The sequence below is a fragment of the Acidovorax sp. DMC1 genome (assembly GCF_056314325.1).
Genome location: NZ_JBQUYO010000011.1, coordinates 71,077 through 90,852 on the forward strand (window position 1 = coordinate 71,077; position 19,776 = coordinate 90,852).

20 protein-coding genes and 1 tRNA gene are annotated in these 19,776 nt (G+C 60.9%); 8 read left to right on the top strand and 13 right to left on the bottom strand.

Going from position 1 to position 19,776, the window contains the following annotated elements; translation table 11 throughout:
* Nucleotides 1–130: 130 nt before the first annotated feature.
* The 6 genes from pilB (at nt 131) to ACT531_RS19875 (ending at nt 5,762) form a co-directional block, all read left to right on the top strand.
* Nucleotides 131–1,870, top strand: coding sequence for a type IV-A pilus assembly ATPase PilB (pilB, locus tag ACT531_RS19850; RefSeq protein ID WP_476018534.1), 1,740 nt, complete (start codon nt 131–133; stop codon nt 1,868–1,870).
* 20 nt (nt 1,871–1,890) lie between these two features.
* Nucleotides 1,891–3,111, top strand: coding sequence for a type II secretion system F family protein (locus ACT531_RS19855; protein WP_476018535.1), 1,221 nt, complete (start codon nt 1,891–1,893; stop codon nt 3,109–3,111).
* Nucleotides 3,111–3,983, top strand: a complete 873-nt coding sequence (locus ACT531_RS19860; protein ID WP_343736462.1) for a prepilin peptidase — start codon at nt 3,111–3,113, stop codon at nt 3,981–3,983. The genes ACT531_RS19855 and ACT531_RS19860 overlap by 1 nt, the downstream gene beginning before the upstream one ends.
* 9 nt (nt 3,984–3,992) lie before the next feature.
* Entirely contained in the window at nt 3,993–4,613 is a 621-nt protein-coding gene (gene coaE, locus ACT531_RS19865) for a dephospho-CoA kinase (protein WP_343736461.1), read from the top strand.
* Nucleotides 4,614–4,698: 85 nt separating this feature from the next.
* Complete coding sequence (gene zapD, locus ACT531_RS19870; RefSeq protein WP_476018536.1) at nt 4,699–5,454, top strand: cell division protein ZapD; 756 nt, start codon at nt 4,699–4,701, stop codon at nt 5,452–5,454.
* Between the two features lie 89 nt (nt 5,455–5,543).
* Entirely contained in the window at nt 5,544–5,762 is a 219-nt protein-coding gene (locus ACT531_RS19875; protein WP_343736459.1) for a DNA gyrase inhibitor YacG, read from the top strand.
* Nucleotides 5,763–5,879: 117 nt separating this feature from the next.
* On the opposite strand, the gene ACT531_RS19880 is transcribed toward ACT531_RS19875, so the two are convergent.
* The 5 genes from ACT531_RS19880 to ACT531_RS19900 form a co-directional block, all read right to left on the bottom strand.
* The gene (locus ACT531_RS19880) at nt 5,880–6,350 is read right to left on the bottom strand and encodes an NUDIX domain-containing protein (RefSeq protein WP_476018537.1); all 471 of its coding nucleotides are present in this window, start codon (nt 6,348–6,350) and stop codon (nt 5,880–5,882) included.
* Nucleotides 6,328–7,200: an ATP-binding protein gene (locus tag ACT531_RS19885; protein WP_476018538.1), complete on the bottom strand. Its 873-nt coding sequence runs from the start codon at nt 7,198–7,200 to the stop codon at nt 6,328–6,330. Before ACT531_RS19885 ends, ACT531_RS19880 begins: the two co-directional genes overlap by 23 nt.
* Nucleotides 7,201–7,262: 62 nt before the next feature.
* Nucleotides 7,263–8,492, bottom strand: coding sequence for a bifunctional glutamate N-acetyltransferase/amino-acid acetyltransferase ArgJ (gene argJ / locus ACT531_RS19890; RefSeq protein WP_476018539.1), 1,230 nt, complete (start codon nt 8,490–8,492; stop codon nt 7,263–7,265).
* Between the two features lie 96 nt (nt 8,493–8,588).
* Nucleotides 8,589–11,345 carry a preprotein translocase subunit SecA gene (gene secA, locus ACT531_RS19895; protein WP_476018540.1) on the bottom strand — a complete coding sequence of 919 codons (2,757 nt, stop codon included), beginning with the start codon at nt 11,343–11,345 and terminating at the stop codon, nt 8,589–8,591.
* Between the two features lie 137 nt (nt 11,346–11,482).
* Nucleotides 11,483–12,466, bottom strand: a complete 984-nt coding sequence (locus ACT531_RS19900; protein ID WP_476018541.1) for a M23 family metallopeptidase — start codon at nt 12,464–12,466, stop codon at nt 11,483–11,485.
* Between the two features lie 32 nt (nt 12,467–12,498).
* Between ACT531_RS19900 and ACT531_RS19905 the strand changes: the two genes are divergently transcribed.
* Nucleotides 12,499–12,798 carry a hypothetical protein gene (locus tag ACT531_RS19905; protein WP_015012705.1) on the top strand — a complete coding sequence of 100 codons (300 nt, stop codon included), beginning with the start codon at nt 12,499–12,501 and terminating at the stop codon, nt 12,796–12,798.
* Between the two features lie 39 nt (nt 12,799–12,837).
* Here the strand turns inward: ACT531_RS19905 and ACT531_RS19910 are convergent.
* The 6 genes from ACT531_RS19910 to petA form a co-directional block, all read right to left on the bottom strand.
* Nucleotides 12,838–12,913: transfer RNA gene (locus ACT531_RS19910), tRNA-Thr, on the bottom strand.
* A 48-nt stretch (nt 12,914–12,961) separates the two neighbouring features.
* Nucleotides 12,962–13,498, bottom strand: coding sequence for a ClpXP protease specificity-enhancing factor (locus ACT531_RS19915; RefSeq protein WP_476018542.1), 537 nt, complete (start codon nt 13,496–13,498; stop codon nt 12,962–12,964).
* A gap of 52 nt (nt 13,499–13,550) precedes the next feature.
* Nucleotides 13,551–14,162: a glutathione S-transferase N-terminal domain-containing protein gene (locus ACT531_RS19920; RefSeq protein ID WP_005794209.1), complete on the bottom strand. Its 612-nt coding sequence runs from the start codon at nt 14,160–14,162 to the stop codon at nt 13,551–13,553.
* 101 nt (nt 14,163–14,263) lie between these two features.
* Nucleotides 14,264–15,025: a cytochrome c1 gene (locus ACT531_RS19925; protein WP_476018543.1), complete on the bottom strand. Its 762-nt coding sequence runs from the start codon at nt 15,023–15,025 to the stop codon at nt 14,264–14,266.
* A 17-nt stretch (nt 15,026–15,042) separates the two neighbouring features.
* The gene (locus ACT531_RS19930; protein ID WP_015012702.1) at nt 15,043–16,458 is read right to left on the bottom strand and encodes a cytochrome b; all 1,416 of its coding nucleotides are present in this window, start codon (nt 16,456–16,458) and stop codon (nt 15,043–15,045) included.
* Nucleotides 16,459–16,469: 11 nt separating this feature from the next.
* Nucleotides 16,470–17,069 carry a ubiquinol-cytochrome c reductase iron-sulfur subunit gene (petA, locus tag ACT531_RS19935; protein ID WP_015012701.1) on the bottom strand — a complete coding sequence of 200 codons (600 nt, stop codon included), beginning with the start codon at nt 17,067–17,069 and terminating at the stop codon, nt 16,470–16,472.
* A 145-nt stretch (nt 17,070–17,214) separates the two neighbouring features.
* Between petA and mscL the strand changes: the two genes are divergently transcribed.
* Complete coding sequence (gene mscL, locus ACT531_RS19940; RefSeq protein ID WP_015012700.1) at nt 17,215–17,643, top strand: large conductance mechanosensitive channel protein MscL; 429 nt, start codon at nt 17,215–17,217, stop codon at nt 17,641–17,643.
* A 183-nt stretch (nt 17,644–17,826) separates the two neighbouring features.
* On the opposite strand, the gene pdxA is transcribed toward mscL, so the two are convergent.
* Together pdxA and ACT531_RS19950 are read right to left on the bottom strand one after the other, a co-directional pair.
* On the bottom strand, nt 17,827–18,855 hold the full coding sequence (gene pdxA, locus ACT531_RS19945; protein WP_476018544.1) for a 4-hydroxythreonine-4-phosphate dehydrogenase PdxA: 1,029 nt from the start codon (nt 18,853–18,855) through the stop codon (nt 17,827–17,829).
* Between the two features lie 124 nt (nt 18,856–18,979).
* Nucleotides 18,980–19,753, bottom strand: a complete 774-nt coding sequence (locus ACT531_RS19950) for a Nif3-like dinuclear metal center hexameric protein (protein ID WP_476018545.1) — start codon at nt 19,751–19,753, stop codon at nt 18,980–18,982.
* Nucleotides 19,754–19,776: the final 23 nt, after the last annotated feature.

The following is a 19,776-nucleotide window of genomic DNA, read 5'->3' on the forward strand; positions in this document are numbered from 1 at the left end:
AAGCACTGCGCGATTACGCTTCCAAGCCTTGGTTTGTGGCGCCGTTGCCAATATGCGCCGCTGTACAGTCCATGGTTGATCGGTGATGATAGGATGGTTTCTTTTCCACACCTAACATATTTCCGGTTACATGGCCGCTGTTGATACCGCCCTCAAAGAAGCTTCCGCAGTCGCTCTGCCGGGGCTTGGCCGTGCCCTGATGTCCGCCGGCAAACTGACCCAAAAGTCAGCGGAAGACATTTACAAAAAATCACAAATCAGTCGAACCAGTTTCATTGCGGAACTGACGGGTTCGGGCGCTGTTTCTGCAGCCGATCTCGCACATACAGTGTCGGCGGTTTTTGGCGCACCGTTGCTCGATCTGGATGCCATTGATCCGCTGCGCCTGCCCAAAGAACTGCTGGATAACAAGATATGCCAGGCATATCGCGTGGTGGTTCTGAGCAAACGAAATAACCGACTGATTGTTGCTACGGCCGACCCGACAGACCAAGAAGCCGCAGAAAAAATCAAGTTCACCACTCAAATGGGGGTGGACTGGATTATTGCGGAGTATGACAAGCTCAGCAGACTGGTAGAAGCGACCACCAAATCCACGAGCGAGTCTATGGACACGTTAATTAGTGGAGGAGGCGATTTTTCTTTTGATGACGTTACCATCGAGGACGCCCCTGAAGAAGCCGATACAGGGACAACGGAAGTAGAAGATGCACCGATTGTCAAGTTTCTGCACAAAATGCTGCTTGACGCGTTCAATATGCGCGCATCAGATCTGCATTTCGAACCTTACGAACACCAATACCGTGTTCGATTTCGCATTGACGGAGAACTGCGCGAAATAGCCTCCCCCCCGATTGCCATCAAAGACAAGCTGGCGTCGCGCATAAAAGTAATTTCGCGACTGGATATTTCCGAAAAGCGCGTGCCTCAAGACGGACGCATGAAGCTTAAGGTGGGGCCGGATCGGGTGATCGACTTTCGCGTGAGCACCTTGCCAACCTTATTTGGTGAAAAAATCGTGATCCGTATTCTGGATCCGAGCAGTGCCAAACTTGGCATTGATGCGTTGGGCTATGAGCCGATAGAAAAAGAGCGATTGCTCCAAGCCATCGGTCGTCCCTATGGAATGATTCTGGTCACGGGTCCTACAGGTTCAGGCAAAACTGTGTCCCTTTACACCTGCTTGAACCTGCTAAACAAGCCTGGCGTCAATATCGCAACAGCCGAAGACCCTTCCGAAATCAACTTGCCTGGTGTTAATCAGGTCAATGTGAATGAGAAGGCAGGACTGACCTTTGCAGTGGCATTGAAGTCATTTCTGCGCCAAGATCCCGACATCATTATGGTGGGTGAAATTCGAGATCTAGAGACTGCAGATATTTCCATAAAAGCGGCGCAGACAGGCCACTTGGTGCTTTCTACTCTGCATACCAATGACGCCCCTACCACGCTTACGCGCATGCGCAACATGGGGATAGCGCCATTCAATATTGCATCTAGCGTAATTCTCATTACAGCACAACGGCTGGCACGTCGATTGTGTCCGACATGCAAAGCCCCTGCCGATATTCCCCACGAAGCTCTAGTAGATGCAGGATACCAAGAGCACGATCTCGACGGATCTTGGGTTACCTATCGCCCTGTTGGATGTTCCGCATGCAACAATGGCTACAAAGGTCGAGTTGGCATTTACCAAGTCATGCCTGTTTCCGAAGAAATTCAAAGGATTATCCTTCGTGATGGGAGTGCGTTAGAAATTGCAGAGCAGGCACGCGCAGAAGGAGTTCGCTCACTGCGGGAATCTGGACTCTACAAAGCAAAGCTGGGGCTCACCTCCCTAGAAGAAGTACTGGCAGTTACCAATGAATAATATCCGATCGCGAGGACATCATGGCGACAGCGGCATCAGCTAAAGACATCAAAGATTTTGTCTTCGAATGGCAAGGCAAAGATCGCAATGGAAAGATTGTCCAAGGCGAAATTCGTGCATCAGGTGAAAATCAAGTGCAGGCTACACTGCGGCGACAAGGGGTTTTCCCCACAAAAATCAAGAAACGTCGCATGCGATCAGGCAAAAAAATTAAGCCCAAAGATATTGCTTTATTTACTCGTCAGCTGGCAACCATGATGAAGGCGGGTGTGCCATTATTGCAAGCCTTCGACATTGTTGGCCGCGGAAATACCAATGCCAGCGTTACCAAACTGCTTAACGATGTCCGCTCAGATATTGAGACCGGAACATCGCTCAATGGTGCTTTTAGAAAGTACCCGATGTACTTTGATAGTTTATATTGTAATTTGGTAGAAGCCGGCGAAGCTGCTGGCATTTTGGAAGCCCTGCTAGATCGCTTGGCTACCTACATGGAGAAAACGGAAGCGATTAAATCAAAAATTAAATCAGCACTGATGTACCCCGCCTCGGTGATTATCGTTGCATTCGTGGTTGTGACGGTTATCATGATTTTCGTAATTCCTGCATTCAAGGAGGTTTTTACCTCATTCGGCGCAGATTTGCCAGCACCCACACTGTTTGTCATGGCGATTAGTGAGATATTCGTCAAATGGTGGTGGTTAATTTTCGGAGTTATCGGCGGGGGTTTTTTCTTTTTTATGCAAGCATGGCGTCGTAATGAAAAAATGCAGATGTTTATGGACAGGCTTCTGCTCCGAGTTCCTGTTTTTGGGGAGTTGATCGATAAGTCCTGCGTTGCCCGCTGGACTCGAACCCTCGCCACCATGTTCGCCGCCGGAGTACCACTGGTTGAGGCGCTCGATTCGGTAGGGGGAGCTGCGGGCAACTCGGTGTACGCCATGGCCACAGACAAGATCCAGCAGGAAGTCTCCACAGGCACTAGCCTCACCGCAGCCATGGGAAATGCCAATATTTTTCCGTCCATGGTGCTGCAGATGTGCGCTATCGGTGAGGAATCCGGCTCCATCGACCACATGCTCGGCAAGGCCGCAGACTTCTATGAAGCCGAAGTGGACGACATGGTCGCAGGCCTATCCAGTCTGATGGAACCCATCATCATCGTGTTTCTGGGCACACTCATCGGCGGTATCGTGGTGTCGATGTACCTCCCCATCTTCAAGCTCGGTCAGGTTGTGTAATGGTGCTGGAAGCATGGTTGGATGCCGCTATTGGCGGCGTGATTGGTTTGCTTTTCGGTAGTTTTCTCAATGTGGTGATCTACCGCCTTCCCAAAATGATGGAAAGGCAATGGGCGGCAGAGCTGGCGCAGGTCGAGGCATCCAACCAGGGCAAAGAGCCGCCCCAGGACACACAGCCTACCTTCAACCTTATGACGCCTCGGTCCCGGTGTCCGGCTTGCGGGCATGTGGTTCGGTGGCATGAAAACATTCCGGTTGTGAGTTACCTGTTCTTGCGTGGACGTTGCTCGTCCTGCAAGACACGCATCAGCACCCGCTACCCGCTGGTCGAGCTGGCGACGGGCGCGCTGTTCTTTTTCTGTATCCACCGCTGGAGCGCGACACCTGCTGGGTTGGCATGGTGCGGCTTTTCGGCCGCTCTGGTGGCTCTGGCATTCATTGACTGGGACACCACACTCTTGCCGGATGACATTACCCTGCCCTTGCTCTGGGCGGGACTGCTGGCGTCGGCCCTGCAATGGATCAACGTGCCGTTGTTTGCCTCGGTCATGGGTGCAGCCGCAGGGTACCTGTCACTCTGGCTGGTGTATTGGGGATTCAAGCTGGCCACCGGCAAGGAAGGGATGGGCTACGGAGACTTCAAGTTGTTTGCTGCATTAGGCGCCTGGTTCGGCTGGCAAGCCCTGGTGCCCATCATTCTGATGTCTTCGGTCATTGGCGCCATCATCGGGATCGCCATGAAGATTTTCAGCAGCTTGCGTGAGGGTGGCTACATCCCATTCGGCCCCTTTCTGGTCGGCGCAGGGCTCACTGCGATGGTGTTTGGGCCCAACGCCATTCTGGGTACGGTGCTCGGGCTCTTCGGACTCTGACAGACCTCCATGGCAACCTCCCGACAGCCCTTGCGCGTGGGACTGACAGGCGGCATTGGCAGCGGCAAGAGCACCGTGGGCCAGATGCTGACAGCCCTTGGCGCTGTCCTGATAGACGCCGACCAGATTTCCCGGGAAGTGACCGGGCCCGGGGGCGCGGCCATGCCAGCCATCCAAAGTGCCTTTGGTGACGCGTATGTCGATGCCTCGGGCGCGTTGGACCGTGCGCGTATGCGGCAACTGGCCTTCAGCCAACCGGAGGCCCGCAGCCAGCTGGAGGCCATCGTGCACCCTTTGGTGGCCCTGCGCAGCGAGCAACGGATTGAGCAGGCCTTGCAGGCTGGCGCCGGATTGATCGTGCACGACATCCCGCTGCTCGCCGAGTCCGGGCGATGGGCTCGCCAGCTTGACGCCGTGGTTGTGGTGGACTGCACAGAGCAGACACAGATCGCTCGGGTCATGCAGCGCAGCGGCCTGTCCGCCGAAGCTGTACAGGGCATCATGGCCTCACAAGCCACGCGCTCAGCGCGCAGGGCAGTGGCCGATGTGGTGATTGCCAACGAAGCACACTGCACACTGCAGCAGTTGCAGGCCGAGGTACGGCAAGTGGGCACACTGTTCGGGCTATGATGCGCACGAAACCGTTTGTGCTTTCACCCCATGCCGTGCGCCACCGGCGTCAGAATACTGCCTGAGCCTCCAGGAACCCGCCAGCGTGATCCTTTACGAATACCCCTTTAACGAGCGTCTCAGAACCTACCTGCGGCTGGAGCAGCTGTTCCGCCGCTTGGGGGAATTGATCCCCCGGTCCCACGCGCTGGATCACCATTTCGCACTGGTGACGATTTTCGAGATCATGGACGTGGCCGCCCGGGCCGATCTGAAATCGGATGTGCTCAAGGACATTGAAAAGCACAAGCACCAGCTCGACGCCTACCGGGGCAACCCCTCCATTTCGGAAGCGGCGCTCGACGCAGTCATCAGCCAGTTGGACCGGTGCTTCGCGGCGCTCAACACCCAAAGCGGCAAGTCGGGCCACGCACTGACGGAAAACGATTGGCTGATGAGCATCCGCAGCCGTATCGGCATTCCGGGCGGGACCTGCGGCTTTGACCTGCCCGCCTATTACGCGTGGCAACACCATACTCCCGCAGTGCGCCAGCAGGCGCTGGAAGAATGGGCCTCCACCCTGGCCCCCCTTGCCGAGTCGATCTATGTGCTGCTCAAGCTGCTGCGCGATTCAGGCGTGCCCCAAAAGGTGGCTGCCGAACGAGGACAGTTTCAGCAAAACCTGCCCCAGGGCCGCACCTTCCAGCTGCTGCGGCTGCGCATCGACCCGGCACTGAACCTGATTCCGGAAATCAGTGGCAACCGCTTGATTGTCTCGGTGCGGCTCATGCGGCTGGAAGCTGATGGACGCTTGCACGCATGCAACGAAGATGCGGCGTTTGAACTGACCTTGTGTGCATAGGCCTTAGCCAGCCCAAGCCCGAAGACTGCATCGCGCCGAGACCCGCAGAAGATCGGGCCAGCCGATTTGAGCAAGAGGATCACCCCAGGATGCCCCACTCCCCAGCCCCCTCCTCGCAGGCGCGCATCGTCACCTGCCCCAGCTGCGGCGGCGATAGCGTGTACAGCCCCGCGAACGTGTACCGCCCTTTTTGCAGTGAGCGCTGCAAACAGATAGACCTCGGCGCGTGGGCCAGCGAAACCTTTCGCATGCCCACCGAAGCGCCGCCAGACGACGCCCCCCATGGCGACCCGCGCCAGCAGCATTGACCAAGGTCACAGACTCCATTCAGGAGCCATTTCATCCAAAACCAGCGGTAGCGCTAGTAGCACATGCCTGAGAAGCTACCAATTCAATAGCAAATCAGTCCCGCACAGACGGGAATCTCACTCCACCGCAGACTGAGAGCCTCGCTCCTCGGCCAGCCATTGCAGCACCGGATAGGCACCGGGCAGCACGGGAGACACCGTGATCGGCATCTGCTGCCAGGCCATGGTCTGGCCTTCACGCATCTCGAACTCACCGGTCCATTCCCAGACCTTGCACCAGTGCAGGCGAACCAGCGCATGGGGGTAATCGTGTTCGGTCACTTTCCAGACGCTGGCCGGGCCGATGGTCACGCCCAGCTCCTCGATCAGCTCGCGGCGCAGGGCCTGCTCCACCGTCTCACCCGCTTCGAGCTTGCCGCCCGGAAACTCCCAGTACCCTGCGTAGGGCTTGCCCGGCGGGCGGGTGGACAACAGCATCGCGCCATCAGCGCGCAGCAGGATGCCCACAGCCACTTCGGTGTGTTTGCGTTCGGTAACGGCTGGCGTGCCATTGGGGGCGATATTTTCAGCCACCATGACGCCCCGCATAGTCGCGCGCAAACTGGTACGCCACGCGGCCGCTGCGCGAGCCCCGCTCCAGCGCCCAGACCAGCGCCTCAGGCCGCGCCTCCTCAATGGCCTGCGCGGGCACGCCGAACGACGACAGCCACTGCGCCACGATGGTCAGGTACTCCTGCTGGCTGAACGGGTAGAAACTGACCCACAGGCCGAAGCGCTCCGACAGCGAAATCTTCTCCTCCACCACCTCGCCCGGGTGCACCTCGCCGTCTTCGGTGTGGGTGTACGTGAGGTTGTCGGCCATGTACTCCGGCAGCAGGTGGCGCCGGTTGCTTGTGGCGTAGATCAGCACGTTGGGCGTGGCCGCGGCCACCGAGCCGTCCAGAATCGACTTGAGCGCCTTGTAGCCTGGCTCGCCGTCCTCAAAACTCAGGTCATCGCAGAAGACGATGAATTTTTCAGGGCGGTCAGACACCACATCCACGATGTCCGGCAGATCGGTCAGGTCGGCCTTGTCCACCTCGATCAGGCGCAGGCCTTCGGCCGCATAGGCGTTCAGGCAGGCCTTGATGAGCGAAGATTTGCCGGTGCCACGCGCACCGGTCAGTAGCACGTTGTTGGCGGGCTTGCCCTGCACAAACTGCTGCGTATTGCGCTCGATCTTTTCTTTTTGCGGATCGATTTCCTTGAGGTCCGCCAGCCGCATCGCGCCCACGTGGCGTACGGGCTCCAGCGTGCCATGCCCGCTGCTGCGCTTGCGGTATCGCCAGGCAATGGAGGCAGACCAATCGGGTGCTCCCAGCGGCTTGGGCAGTACCGACTCGATGCGGGCGATGAGCTGCTCGGCACGCTCGACCAGGCGTTCAAATCTTTCGTTCATTGTGGCGACATGCGCAAGTGGAATATGCCTCAACAGCTATCACAAAGATAGCAAAACCCAGCTCAAGAACGGTAGTCTGCGTTGATGGTCACGTACTCGTGGCTGAAGTCGCAGGTCCACACCGTGTCTGCTGCGGTTCCACGTCCCAGCAGCACCCTCACGGTGATCTCGCTCTGCTTCATCACGCGCTGGCCGTCTTCTTCGCGATAGGCGGGGTTGCGCCCGCCTTGCTGCGCCACATGCACATCGTCCAGGTACAGGTCGATGCCGGTCTGGTCCAGGTCGTCAATGCCAGCGTAGCCCACGGCCGCCAGGATGCGGCCCAGGTTCGGGTCGCTTGCAAAAAAGGCCGTCTTGACCAGCGGCGAATGGGCAATGGCGTAGGCCACCTTGCGGCACTCCTCACCGGTCTTGCCGCCCTCAACCCGCACCGTGATGAACTTGGTCGCCCCCTCGCCATCCCGCACGATGGCCTGCGCCAGCTTTTGCGACACCGAAAGCATCGCAGCCTTGAGGGCCTGGCCGTCCGCGCTGTCCAGCGAGGTCACCGGGGCATGCGCTGCCTTGTTAGTGGCAACGACCACGAAGGAGTCATTCGTCGATGTGTCGCCGTCGATGGTGACGCGGTTGAAGGAGCCGTCCGCCAGTTCGCGCGCCAGTTGCTGCATGACGGCGGGCGCCACGCAAGCGTCTGTGGCCAGGAAGCCCAGCATGGTGGCCATGTTGGGGCGGATCATGCCCGCACCCTTGCTGATGCCCGTGATGGACACCGTGGCACCACCGATCTGCACCTGCGCAGAGAATGCCTTGGGCAGTGTGTCGGTGGTCATGATGCCCTCGGCGGCACGCGCCCAGTGGCCCGGCTGCGCATCGGCGATGGCGGCGGGCAGTCCCGCTTCGATGCGGTCGTTGGGCAGCGGCTCCATGATCACGCCGGTCGAGAACGGCAGGATCTGCTCGGGCGCCACGCTCAGCTGGCGGGCGAGCGCAATGCAGGTGGAGCGCGCACGCGCCAGGCCGTCTCCCCCCGTGCCCGCGTTGGCGTTGCCGGTGTTGATGACCATGGCGCGGATGGGTTGACCGCTGGCCAGATGCTCGCGGCTGATCTGCACCGGCGCTGCGCAAAAGCGGTTCTGCGTGAACACGCCCGCCACGCTGGCGCCCTCGTCCAGCAGAAATACGGTGAGGTCCTTGCGGTGGGCCTTGCGGACACCGGCTTCGGCAACACCGATGCGCACACCGGCGATGGGGTGCAGATCGGCAGCAACGGGAGCGACTAGATTGACGGGCATGGGGGTCTTTCTCAAAAAACTGCGGCCGATTATCCGGAAAACCGTGGCGCGCCAATGAAAACACGGGCCGAAGCCCGTGTTGTCTGGATCAGGAAATCAAGCCAGTTTGCCGTGGCACTGTTTGTACTTCTTGCCGCTGCCGCAAGGGCAGGGGTCGTTGCGGCCCACGCGCATGCCTTCAGGCACCGCTTGCTGGGCCACGGTCTGTGCATCCACCGTGGTCTCCACCTCGCCGGTTTCGGTGGGTGCGGTGTAGGTCACGTTGGCAATGCTCTCGGCGCGCTGCTCCATGTCCTGCGCTGCCTGGTCGAGCTGCGCTTGCGACTGCACCTGCACGGTCATGAGGATCTTGGTGACCTCGTTCTTGACCTGGTCGATGAGCTGACGGAACAGCTCGAAGGCCTCGCGCTTGTACTCCTGCTTGGGCTGCTTTTGCGCATAGCCGCGCAGATGAATGCCCTGGCGCAGGTAGTCGAGGGCGCTCAGATGATCGCGCCAGTTGGAGTCAAAGTTCTGCAGCAGCACCACACGCTCAAACTGTGTGAAGTTCTCGCGGCCGACCTGCTCGACCTTGGCATTGAAGGCCGCATGTGCTGCCTGCAAGACCTTGTCCAGGATTTCATCGTCGGTGATCGCATTGGCGCCCTGCACTTCCTGCTGCAGCGCGATTGGCACCTGCCATTCTTCTGCGAGCGCCTTTTCCAGCGCGGCCAGATCCCACTGCTCCTCCACCGATTCGGCAGGCACATACTGGCGCACCAGATCGGTCATGCAGTCTTCGCGCATGGCCGCAATCACATCCGACAGGTCAGAGGCGTCCAGGATGTCGTTGCGCTGCTGGTAGATCACCTTGCGCTGGTCGTTGGCCACGTCGTCGTACTCCAGCAACTGTTTGCGGATGTCGAAGTTGCGGGCCTCCACCTTGCGCTGGGCCGATTCGATGCTGCGCGTCACGATGCCCGCTTCAATGGCTTCGCCATCGGGCATCTTCAGGCGGTCCATGATAGCCTTGACGCGGTCGCCCGCGAAGATGCGCATGAGCGAATCGTCCAGGCTCAGGTAGAAACGTGAGGAACCGGGGTCGCCCTGGCGGCCCGAACGGCCACGCAGCTGGTTGTCGATGCGGCGCGACTCATGGCGCTCGGTGGCGATGATGCGCAGGCCGCCCAGTGCCTTCACCTTCTCGTGGTCCACCTTCCACTGCTCGCGCAGCGCGGCCACCTTGGCGGCGCGCTCGGACTCGGACAGGGACTCGTCGGCTTCGATGGCTGCCACATCCTTCTCGATGTTGCCGCCCAGCACGATGTCGGTACCACGACCGGCCATGTTGGTGGCGATGGTGATCATGCCCTCACGACCCGCCTGGGCCACGATATCGGCCTCACGGGCGTGCTGCTTGGCATTGAGCACCTGGTGGGGCAGGCCTTCCTTGTTCAGCAACTGGTCGATGATTTCGGAGTTCTCGATCGACGTCGTGCCCACCAACACGGGCTGGCCGCGCTCGTGGCATTCGCGGATGTCCTTGATCGCGGCTTCGTACTTCTCACGCGTGGTCTTGTACACGCGGTCCAGCTGGTCGTCGCGCTTGCTGGGCCGGTTGGGTGGGATGACCATGGTTTCCAGGCCATAGATTTCCTGGAACTCATAGGCTTCGGTGTCGGCTGTGCCCGTCATGCCAGCGAGCTTGCTGTACAGGCGGAAATAGTTCTGGAAGGTGATGGAGGCCAGCGTCTGGTTCTCGGCCTGGATGTTCACGCCTTCCTTGGCTTCCACGGCCTGGTGCAGGCCTTCGCTCCAGCGGCGGCCCGACATCAGGCGGCCGGTGAACTCGTCCACGATCACGATCTCGCCGTTTTGCACCACGTAGTGCTGATCGCGGTGGTACAGGTGGTTGGCCCGCAGCGCCGCATACAGGTGGTGCATCAGCGTGATATTGGCCGGGTCGTACACCGACGCACCTTCGGCGATCAGGCCGTGGGACGCCAGAATGCGTTCGGCCGTTTCGTGGCCTTGCTCGGTCAGGAACACCTGGTGGGTTTTTTCGTCCAGCGTGAAGTCGCCGGGCTTGGTCACGCCCTCGCCCGTGCGGGGGTCGGCTTCGCCCTCTTGGCGCACCAGCAGGGGCACCACCTTGTTCATGGCGATGTACATCGCCGTGTGGTCTTCGGCCTGGCCGCTGATGATGAGCGGCGTGCGGGCTTCGTCGATCAGGATCGAGTCCACCTCGTCCACGATGGCAAAGTTCAGGCCCTGCTGCACGCGGTCCTGCGCTTCATAGACCATGTTGTCGCGCAGGTAGTCAAAGCCGTATTCGTTGTTGGTGCCGTAGGTGATGTCGGCCCGGTACGCCGCCTGCTTTTCTTCACGGGGCATGTTGGGCAGGTTGATGCCCACCGTGAGGCCCAGGAAGTTGTACAGGCGACCCATCCACTGCGCGTCGCGGTTGGCGAGGTAGTCATTCACCGTCACCACATGCACGCCCTTGCCCGAGAGGGCATTGAGGTAGACCGGCAACGTGGCCGTCAGGGTCTTGCCTTCGCCGGTGCGCATTTCGGCGATCTTGCCGAAGTGCAGCGCCATGCCGCCCAGCAGCTGCACATCAAAGTGCCGCATCTTCATGATGCGCTTGGAGCCCTCGCGCACCACGGCAAACGCTTCGGGAAGGATGCTGTCCAGCGACTCACCTTTGGCCACGCGGTCCTTGAACTCCTGCGTCTTGACCCGGAGCTGCTCGTCCGACAGTTTCTCGTACTCGGGCTCCATCGCATTGATGCGGTTCACCGTCTTGCGGTACTGCTTGAGGAGCCGGTCATTGCGGCTGCCGAATATTTTGGTGAGGAAGTTGGTGGCCATGCGAACAGGACCGCCTGTCCCGCTGCCATCAGCGCGTCAGGCGACCGAAATCCCTAAGATGAATTGAGTTCAGATGGGTCCTGCGACCGGTATTGCAAGCATTGCAACGGCGGGCAGAGAACGCCGGACCCGCGATTTTACCTGCCCGTTGCCGGGGTAGCCGGCTGTCCCGCCAATGGGGAGGGCTGAACGGCGGCGACCTGCGCCCCGGTGGCCGTACCGCCCGCATTCAGGAACTTCTGAGGGTCCTGGAAAACCCCCTGCACCAGCACCTCAAAGTGCAGATGGGGGCCCGTGGAGCGACCGGTGGTGCCAATCTCTGCAATCTTTTGCCCGCGACGCACGATATCGCCTTGTTTGACCAGTACGCGCGAGGCATGGGCGTAGCGTGTCACCAGCTGGTTGCCATGGTCCACCTCGACCATGTTGCCGTAGGCGGGGTGGTATTCCTGGGTCACGACCACGCCCCCGGCGGCCGCCAGGATGGGCGTGCCGGTGTCGGCCTGGAAATCCAGCCCCGTGTGCAAGGCCGACTGCCCCGTGATGGGATCGACGCGCCAGCCAAATCCAGAACCTGCCACGCGCCCCGTGACAGGCGCATGGGTCGGGATCATCTTCTTGCGGATGTGCTGGTCGAACAAACGGGACTCCAGCACCGTCATCAGATCCACACGCTGGTTGGTTAGGCGTTCCAGATCATCCAGCGTGGCCTGCAGCTCTTCCATCGAAAGATTGCGAGCACTGACCAATGCACCGCCGCGCGCATCCTGTTTCGGGATGTCCGCAGGGGCCATGCCTGCCAAGCCCAGCACACGGTCCCCCAGGGACTCCAGCTGCACCATACGCGCCTGCATTTCACCCACCCGCCGGGCCATGGCGTCCAGGTTGGCGCGCATGAAACGGTCACGCTCCGCAAACTCGTCCTTGACCACCAGACGCACCAGCGAGCCCACAATGGGCCAGCCCTCACGCGCGCCTTTCAGAAACACCCAGTGGTACAGGCCCGCCGCCACCACCATCAAGCACAGCGATAACGCAAGACCCGCCAGCACCAGGCGGGTGCCAGACAAATGAATGGCCCGGCTGCGCGCCAGCCTGGCGTCCGTGATAATCAAATGCACTGTCCATACTCCACGCCCGAAGACGCTACGCCATGAATCGCCGCCACTACGCCGTCACCCTGCAGCAGGCCAGTGAGGAATCCCCCACACTGGCCAGGCTCACAGCGCTGACACGCGACTCCAGTGATCGGCTCAAGGCCATTGAATTGCTGATCCCCGCTGCACTGCGCCCCGCAGTTCAGGCGGGTCCCATCGACGGGGACAGCTGGTGCCTGCTGGTAAAGAGCAACGCTGCGGCGGCAAAAATTCGCCAGCTGCTGCCTGCTTTGCAGGCGCATCTGCGCAGTCGGGGGTGGGAGGTTAACGCGATTCGCCTGAAAGTTCAAACCTGACGGCAAGCGTCTGGCCAGGGAATGCGAAAAGAAGAAAGATGGTGCCGGTTGTCGGAATCGAACTGACGACCTACCGCTTACAAGGCGGGTGCTCTACCAACTGAGCTAAACCGGCGAAGGCAGTATTTTATCCTGTAAAAACCGCCCGAAATTTGAAAACCCGTTATTTGATGCGCTTCAGCGAGGGACGCGCGCCACCCTGAGAAGGCGGAGGCCGGGGCGCATCGCCCCCATCGTCCTTGTGGCCGTCTTCCACCCCCACCAGTTGCACAACGCGATCTTCAGCAGCTACGGCCGACGCCTCCTCCGCTGGCACGGCAGTAGGAGCCCCTGCCGCAGACAGTGCTGCCGGAGCCCCTTCAGCAGATGGCAGCAGGTCCACCGGGGGCGGAAACGCCATGCCTTGACCGTTCTCGCGGGCATAGATGGCAATCACACGACCCACGGGCACCAGGATTTCGCGGGGCTTGCCGCCAAATCGGGCTTTGAATTCGATGAATTCATTGCCCAGCTGCAACGCGCTGGTGGCATCAAAGCTGATGTTCAGAACAATCTCACCGTCCTTCACGTACTCGCGCGGAACCTGCACGGAATCGTCCACACGCACCGCCACATAAGGCGTCAGCCCGTTGTCGGTGCACCATTCGTAGAGTGCACGAATGAGATAGGGGCGCGTAGAGGTCGATTCCTGTGCGGTCATGGATGGCGTTGTTACGGCTGCGATGGAAGAAGTGAAGTCTGCAGGCCGCTGCTTACTTGCGCATGACCTTTTCGGACGGCGTCAGCGCTTCGATGTAGGCGGGGCGCGAGAAGATGCGCTCTGCGTACTTGAGCAGCGGGGCCGCATTCTTGGACAGGTCAATGCCGTAGTAGTCGAGGCGCCACAGCAGCGGTGCGATGGCCACGTCCAGCATCGAGAAGTTGTCGCCCAGCATGTACTTGTTCTTGAGGAACACGGGGGCCAGCTGCGTCAGGCGGTCGCGAATGTGCGCGCGGGCCTTTTCCAGCGCCTTTTCATTGCCCTTGGTGGCGCGCGATTCGAGCGTGTTCACGTGCACGAACAGTTCCTTCTCGAAGTTGAGCAGGAACAGGCGCACGCGGGCACGATCCACCGGGTCACCGGGCATCAGTTGGGGGTGAGGAAAACGCTCATCGATGTACTCATTGATGATGTTCGACTCGTACAGGATCAGGTCACGCTCGACCAGGATGGGCACCTGGCCGTACGGGTTCATCACGCTGATGTCTTCGGGCTTGTTGTACAGGTCCACATCGCGGATTTCAAAGTCCATGCCCTTTTCAAACAGGACAAAACGGCAGCGGTGGGAGAAGGGACAGGTCGTACCCGAATAAAGCACCATCATGGTGGGAGGCTCCTAAAAATCAAAAGAGTGGGACGCTAAAAGCGCCCACTCTGCAATAAATCCAATGGCACCCCGCAGGGTGCTGGGAATGGATCTGGTGTTTACTTGACGTCCTTCCAGAACGCAGCGTTCAGGCGCCAGGCGATGACGGTGAACACGCCCAGGAAAATCAGCACCCAGACGCCGACGCGCCACCGGGTGTTTTGCGCGGGTTCACCCATCCACTGCAGATAGTTCACCAGATCGCCAATGTTCTGGTCGAACTGCAGCGGCGTCATCGTGCCGGGAGTGATCTGCTCCCAGCCCTTGAACACCTGGGTCTTGTGGCCATGGCTCTCGTGCTCTTCAAACACGGGACGACGCTCGCCCTGCATTTGCCACAGCACATGGGGCATGCCCACGCTGGGGAAAGCCAGGTTGTTCCAGCCCGTGGCCTTGGTGTCGTCGCGGTAGAAGGTACGCAGGAAGGTGTACAGATAGTCAGCCCCCGTACCGCCGTGGCCTGCACGCGAACGTGCGATCACGGTGAGGTCGGGCGGGTTGGCGCCAAACCATTCCTTGGCCTGCTTGGGATCGATCGACGCCTTCATGGTTTCGCCCACCTTGTCGGTGGTGAACAGCAGGTTGTCCTTGATCTGCTGCTCCGTCAGGCCGATGTCGCGCAGGCGGTTGAAACGCATGAACGCAGCGGAGTGGCAGCTGAGGCAGTAGTTGACGAAGATCTTGGCGCCGTTTTGCAGCGAGGCCAGGTCGTTGGTCTTGTTGGGCGCCTTGTCCCAGGCGATGGTGTCAGCGCCTGCCGCATGGGCAGCGCCAGTGACCAGACCCACAGCGGCGATCAACGTGAGGATGATTTTCTTCATTGTTGTTATCTCCAGGCTCAGTGCGCCACAAAGGTCACGCGGTCAGGCACGGGCTTGGTTTCACCGATGCGGCTCCACCAGGGCATCAGCAGGAAGAAGCCGAAGTAGAACAGCGTTCCGACTTGCGACACCCGCTCGCCGATCGGCGACGGTGGCTGCACACCCAGGTAGCCCAGGATCAGGAAGATGATCACGAACACGCCGTAGAGGTACTTGTGCCAGTCAGGGCGGTAGCGGATCGACTTGACGGGGCTGTGATCCAGCCAGGGCAGGAAGAACAGGATGATCACAGCGCCACCCATCACCACCACACCCCAGAACTTGGCATCGATGGACAGCATCATGGCGATGACCACCACGGCCGCACCGGCGATACCCGCCTTCACAAAGCTGGGCAGCTTGGCCTTGAGCACGCCAAAACCGGCGCCAGCGACCACGCACAGCACAAGCACATACATCATCTCGGTGGTGATGGCACGCAGCATCGAATAGAACGGCGTGAAGTACCAGACCGGGGCAATGTGGGCCGGGGTCTTGAGCGGATCCGCGGGGATGAAGTTGTTGTATTCGAGGAAGTAGCCACCGAACTCGGGAGCAAAGAACACCACGGCCGTGAACGCCATCAGGAACATGCTCAGCGCGAAGATGTCATGCACCGTGTAGTAAGGGTGGAAGGGCACGCCATCGAGCGGCTTGCCATTGGCATCCTTGGGAGCCTTGGGGCCCTTGATTTCCACACCGTCGGGGTTGTTGGAGCCCACGTCGTGCAGCGCCAGCAAGTGCGCCACCACCAGGCCCAACAGCACCAGAGGCACGGCAATCACGTGGAAGCTGAAGAAGCGGTTCAGCGTCGCGTCGCCCACCACATAGTCGCCACGGATCAACAGGGCCAGGTCTGGACCAATAAAGGGAATGGCGGCAAACAGGTTCACGATCACCTGGGCGCCCCAGTAGGACATCTGGCCCCAGGGCAGCAGGTAGCCCATGAAGGCTTCAGCCATGAGGCACAGGAAGATCGCGCAGCCAAAGATCCAGACCAGCTCGCGCGGCTTGCGGTAGCTGCCGTAGATGAGGCCACGGAACATGTGCAGATACACCACCACGAAGAACGCCGAGGCGCCCGTGGAGTGCATGTAGCGGATCAGCCAGCCCCAGGGCACATCGCGCATGATGTATTCGACCGAGGCAAACGCCAGATTGGCGTCCGGCTTGTAGTGCATGACCAGGAAGATGCCGGTCACGATCTGGATCACCAGCACGACCAGCGCGAGCGAGCCGAAGATGTACCAGAAGTTGAAGTTCTTCGGAGCGTAGTACTCCGACATGTGGACCTTGTAGGCGTCAAAGGCCGTCGGGAACCGGTTCTCGAACCAGTTGGTGACCTTGGCGCCTGCGGAGGCGTTCGGCGAGATTTCTTTGAATTCGTGGGCCATGTCGTTCTCCGTCAAGCCTTCTTGTCTTCACCGATCAGCAGGCGCGTATCGGACAGGTACATGTGCGGAGGCACCTCGAGGTTGTCGGGGGCTGGCTTGTTCTTGAAGACGCGGCCCGCCATGTCGAACGTGGAGCCGTGGCAGGGGCACAGGAAGCCGCCCTTCCAGTCATCGGGCAGCGAAGGCTGTGCACCGGGCTGGAACTTGTCGGAGGGCGAGCAACCCAAGTGCGAGCAGATGCCCACACCCACAAAAATTTCTGGCTTGATCGAACGCGCCTCGTTGCGGGCGTACTCGGGCGTGAGTTCGGAGGGCTTGCGCTCCGACTTGGGATCGGCGAGCTGGCCGTCGAGCTTGGGCAGCTCTGCCAGTTGCTCGGGCGTGCGCTTGATGATCCAGACGGGCTTGCCGCGCCACTCCACAGTGACCTTTTCTCCAGGTTTGAGGGCGGAGATATCCACCTCGACTGCAGCACCAGCGGCTTTGGCACGCTCTGAGGGCTGGAAAGTACTCACGAAAGGAACGGCGGTTGCCACGCCGCCCACCGCACCAGCACATGCTGACGTGATGATCCACGTCCGCTTGCTGGAGTCGATTGGAGTGTCACTCATGGGGATCCTCGATGAACATCGCTAGATTGGGGTCAACCGCGAATTGTAGCGGAGTGAAAATGGTTATTTCCAAGTGGTTTGCTGCCTTGACAGAGGGGCGAACCGGGCAATACTCGCCCATCACCGTTTTACAAGGAGAAACTACATGGGGATGATGCAAGAGTTCAGGGAGTTCGCGGTCAAGGGCAATGTGATTGACCTCGCGGTGGGCGTCATCATTGGCGGTGCCTTTGGCAAGATCGTGGATTCGGTGGTAGCAGACCTGATCATGCCCGTGGTGGGGCTGGTCTTTGGCAAGCTCGATTTCTCCAACCTGTTCATCGTGCTGGGCACCGTACCCCCGGGCACGGGCACCACGCTCGATGCCCTCAAAAAAGCGGGCGTGCCCGTGTTTGCCTATGGCAACTTCCTGACCGTGGCGGTCAACTTTGTGATCCTGGCGTTCATCATCTTCATGATGATCAAGCAGATCAACCGCCTCAAGCGCGAAGCCCCTCCCGCCCCCGCCGCACCGGTGGCGCCTCCCGAAGACATCGTGCTGCTGCGCGAAATCCGCGACAGCCTGAAGAAGTAGCCCCCTGGGCACGCGGCCCTTGCGGCCGCACACCACGCCACCGCTGCGCTGTTACGACCAGCCGCCGGTGGCGTTGGCTTTTCTGGACAGCTTGGGGCCCGCTGCGCCCGGCCAGGCACCCACTTTTTCAGCCGTTCGTTTGATTTCGATCAGCGCCAGGCTGTAAAGCCTCGGCGACCGACATCAACCGCACAGCGCCCGCGCCATGCGCACCGCCTCGATCAGGCTGGAGGCATCTGCAACGCCCTGCCCTGCAATATCAAACGCCGTGCCATGGTCGGGGCTGGTTCGCACCAGGGGCAGGCCCAGGGTCACGTTCACGCCCTTTTCCACCCCCAGGTACTTCACCGGGATCAGGCCCTGGTCGTGGTACATGGCAATCACCGCGTCGAATTCGCACGCGCGCTGCGGCGTGCTGCGGGCGCGCATGAACACCGTGTCGGGCGCAAAGGGGCCGTGCACGTCCAGCCCCGCGCCACGCGCGGCGGCAATGGCCGGAGCGATCACCTCCAGCTCTTCGCGGCCGAACAGCCCACCCTCGCCCGCATGGGGATTGAGCCCCGCCACGCCGATGCGCGGCACGCGGCCCAGGCTGCGCTGCAAGGCCGCGTGGGTGATGCGCAGCGTCTGCAGCACGTTGTCTTGTGTGACTGCGGCAATGGCGTCGCGCAGCGACACATGGATGCTGACGAGCACGGTGCGCAGCTCGTCATTGGCCAGCATCATGCGCACCGGCATCTGGGCCAGCGACACGCCCTGGTGCGCGGCGGCCTCTGCCTGCAACAGCTCCGTGTGCCCCGGAAAGTCCACGCCGGCCGCGGACAACGCCTCCTTGTGCAAGGGTGCCGTCACCAGCGCCGCCACCTCCCCACGCAACGCGGCACGCGCCGCCCAGATCACGCTGTCCGCCGCAGCGCGGCCCGCGGCGGCGCTGATCTCGCCCCAAGGCTGGGCCCCCGGGATACCGGGCAGTTGCAGCACCGGGATGCAGCGGGGCGGAGCGTCCGCCGCTTCGCCCGGGGTCCCGATCTGGGCCACGGGCACACCGGGCACGCCGGGGCGTGTGATGACGCCCGCAGCGCGGCGCACAGTGGCCAAGTCACCGACGACAAAACAATGGCGCAGCGCATCGGGCGCATCCCGAAAAGCCTTGGCCACGATCTCGGGGCCGATGCCGGCGGGGTCTCCCTGGGTGATGGCGATGGGTTGCATGGGTTTGAAGCCAAAAGTGCCTGTAGCGCTAGTTGATCATGCGCCATTAGCTATTAATAAGTGAGCAAACTGAACCACACAACCCGACGAAGCGACGCCTTGTTGTGCGGTGTCTTGCCATCGTTTAGGCGGGGTTGTCGATCTCGATGAACTGGTGGCTCAGCCCGCACTGTTCTGCCACATGGGCCGCCACAGCGGGGGCGCCGTAGCGCTCCGTGGCATGGTGCCCGGCGGCTATGAAGCCCACGCCTGTCTCGCGCGCCAGATGCGCCTGGGGCTCGGAGATTTCGCCGGTAATGAAAACATCCGCCCCCGCCGCAATGGCCGACTCGAAATACCCCTGCGCGCCGCCCGTGCACCACGCCACGCGGCGCACTGGGCGCCGTGCAGCGGCACCACCGCCCACCTCACCCGGCGACACCAGGGTCACGGGGCGGCCGAGCGCCTGGGCCACATGGTCGGCCACGGCCTGGACATTGTCGAACGCCGCGGGCGCCGCAAAGCCCAGATCCTGCTCGCCAAACCGCGCATCGGCAGCAAAACCCAGCACCCGGCCCAGCTGCGCGTTGTTGCCCAGTTCGGCATGGGCATCGAGCGGCAGGTGGTAGGCAAACAGGTTGATGTCGTGTGCCAGCAGCAGCTGCAGCCGCTGCTTCATCCAGCCCGTGATGCGGCCGTCCTGCCCGCGCCAGAACAGGCCGTGGTGCACAAAGATAGCGTCGGCCTGCGCTGCAATGGCCGCCTCGATCAGGGCACGGCTGGCGGTGACGCCGCTCACCACGCGCTGGATCTCGGCCTTGCCCTCGACCTGCAGGCCGTTCGGGCCGTAGTCCTTGAAGCGCTCGGGTTGCAGCAGGCTATCAAACGCCTGCAAAAGTTGACTGCGGTGAATGCTCATGCCGCTATTGTGGCGCGCCGTCC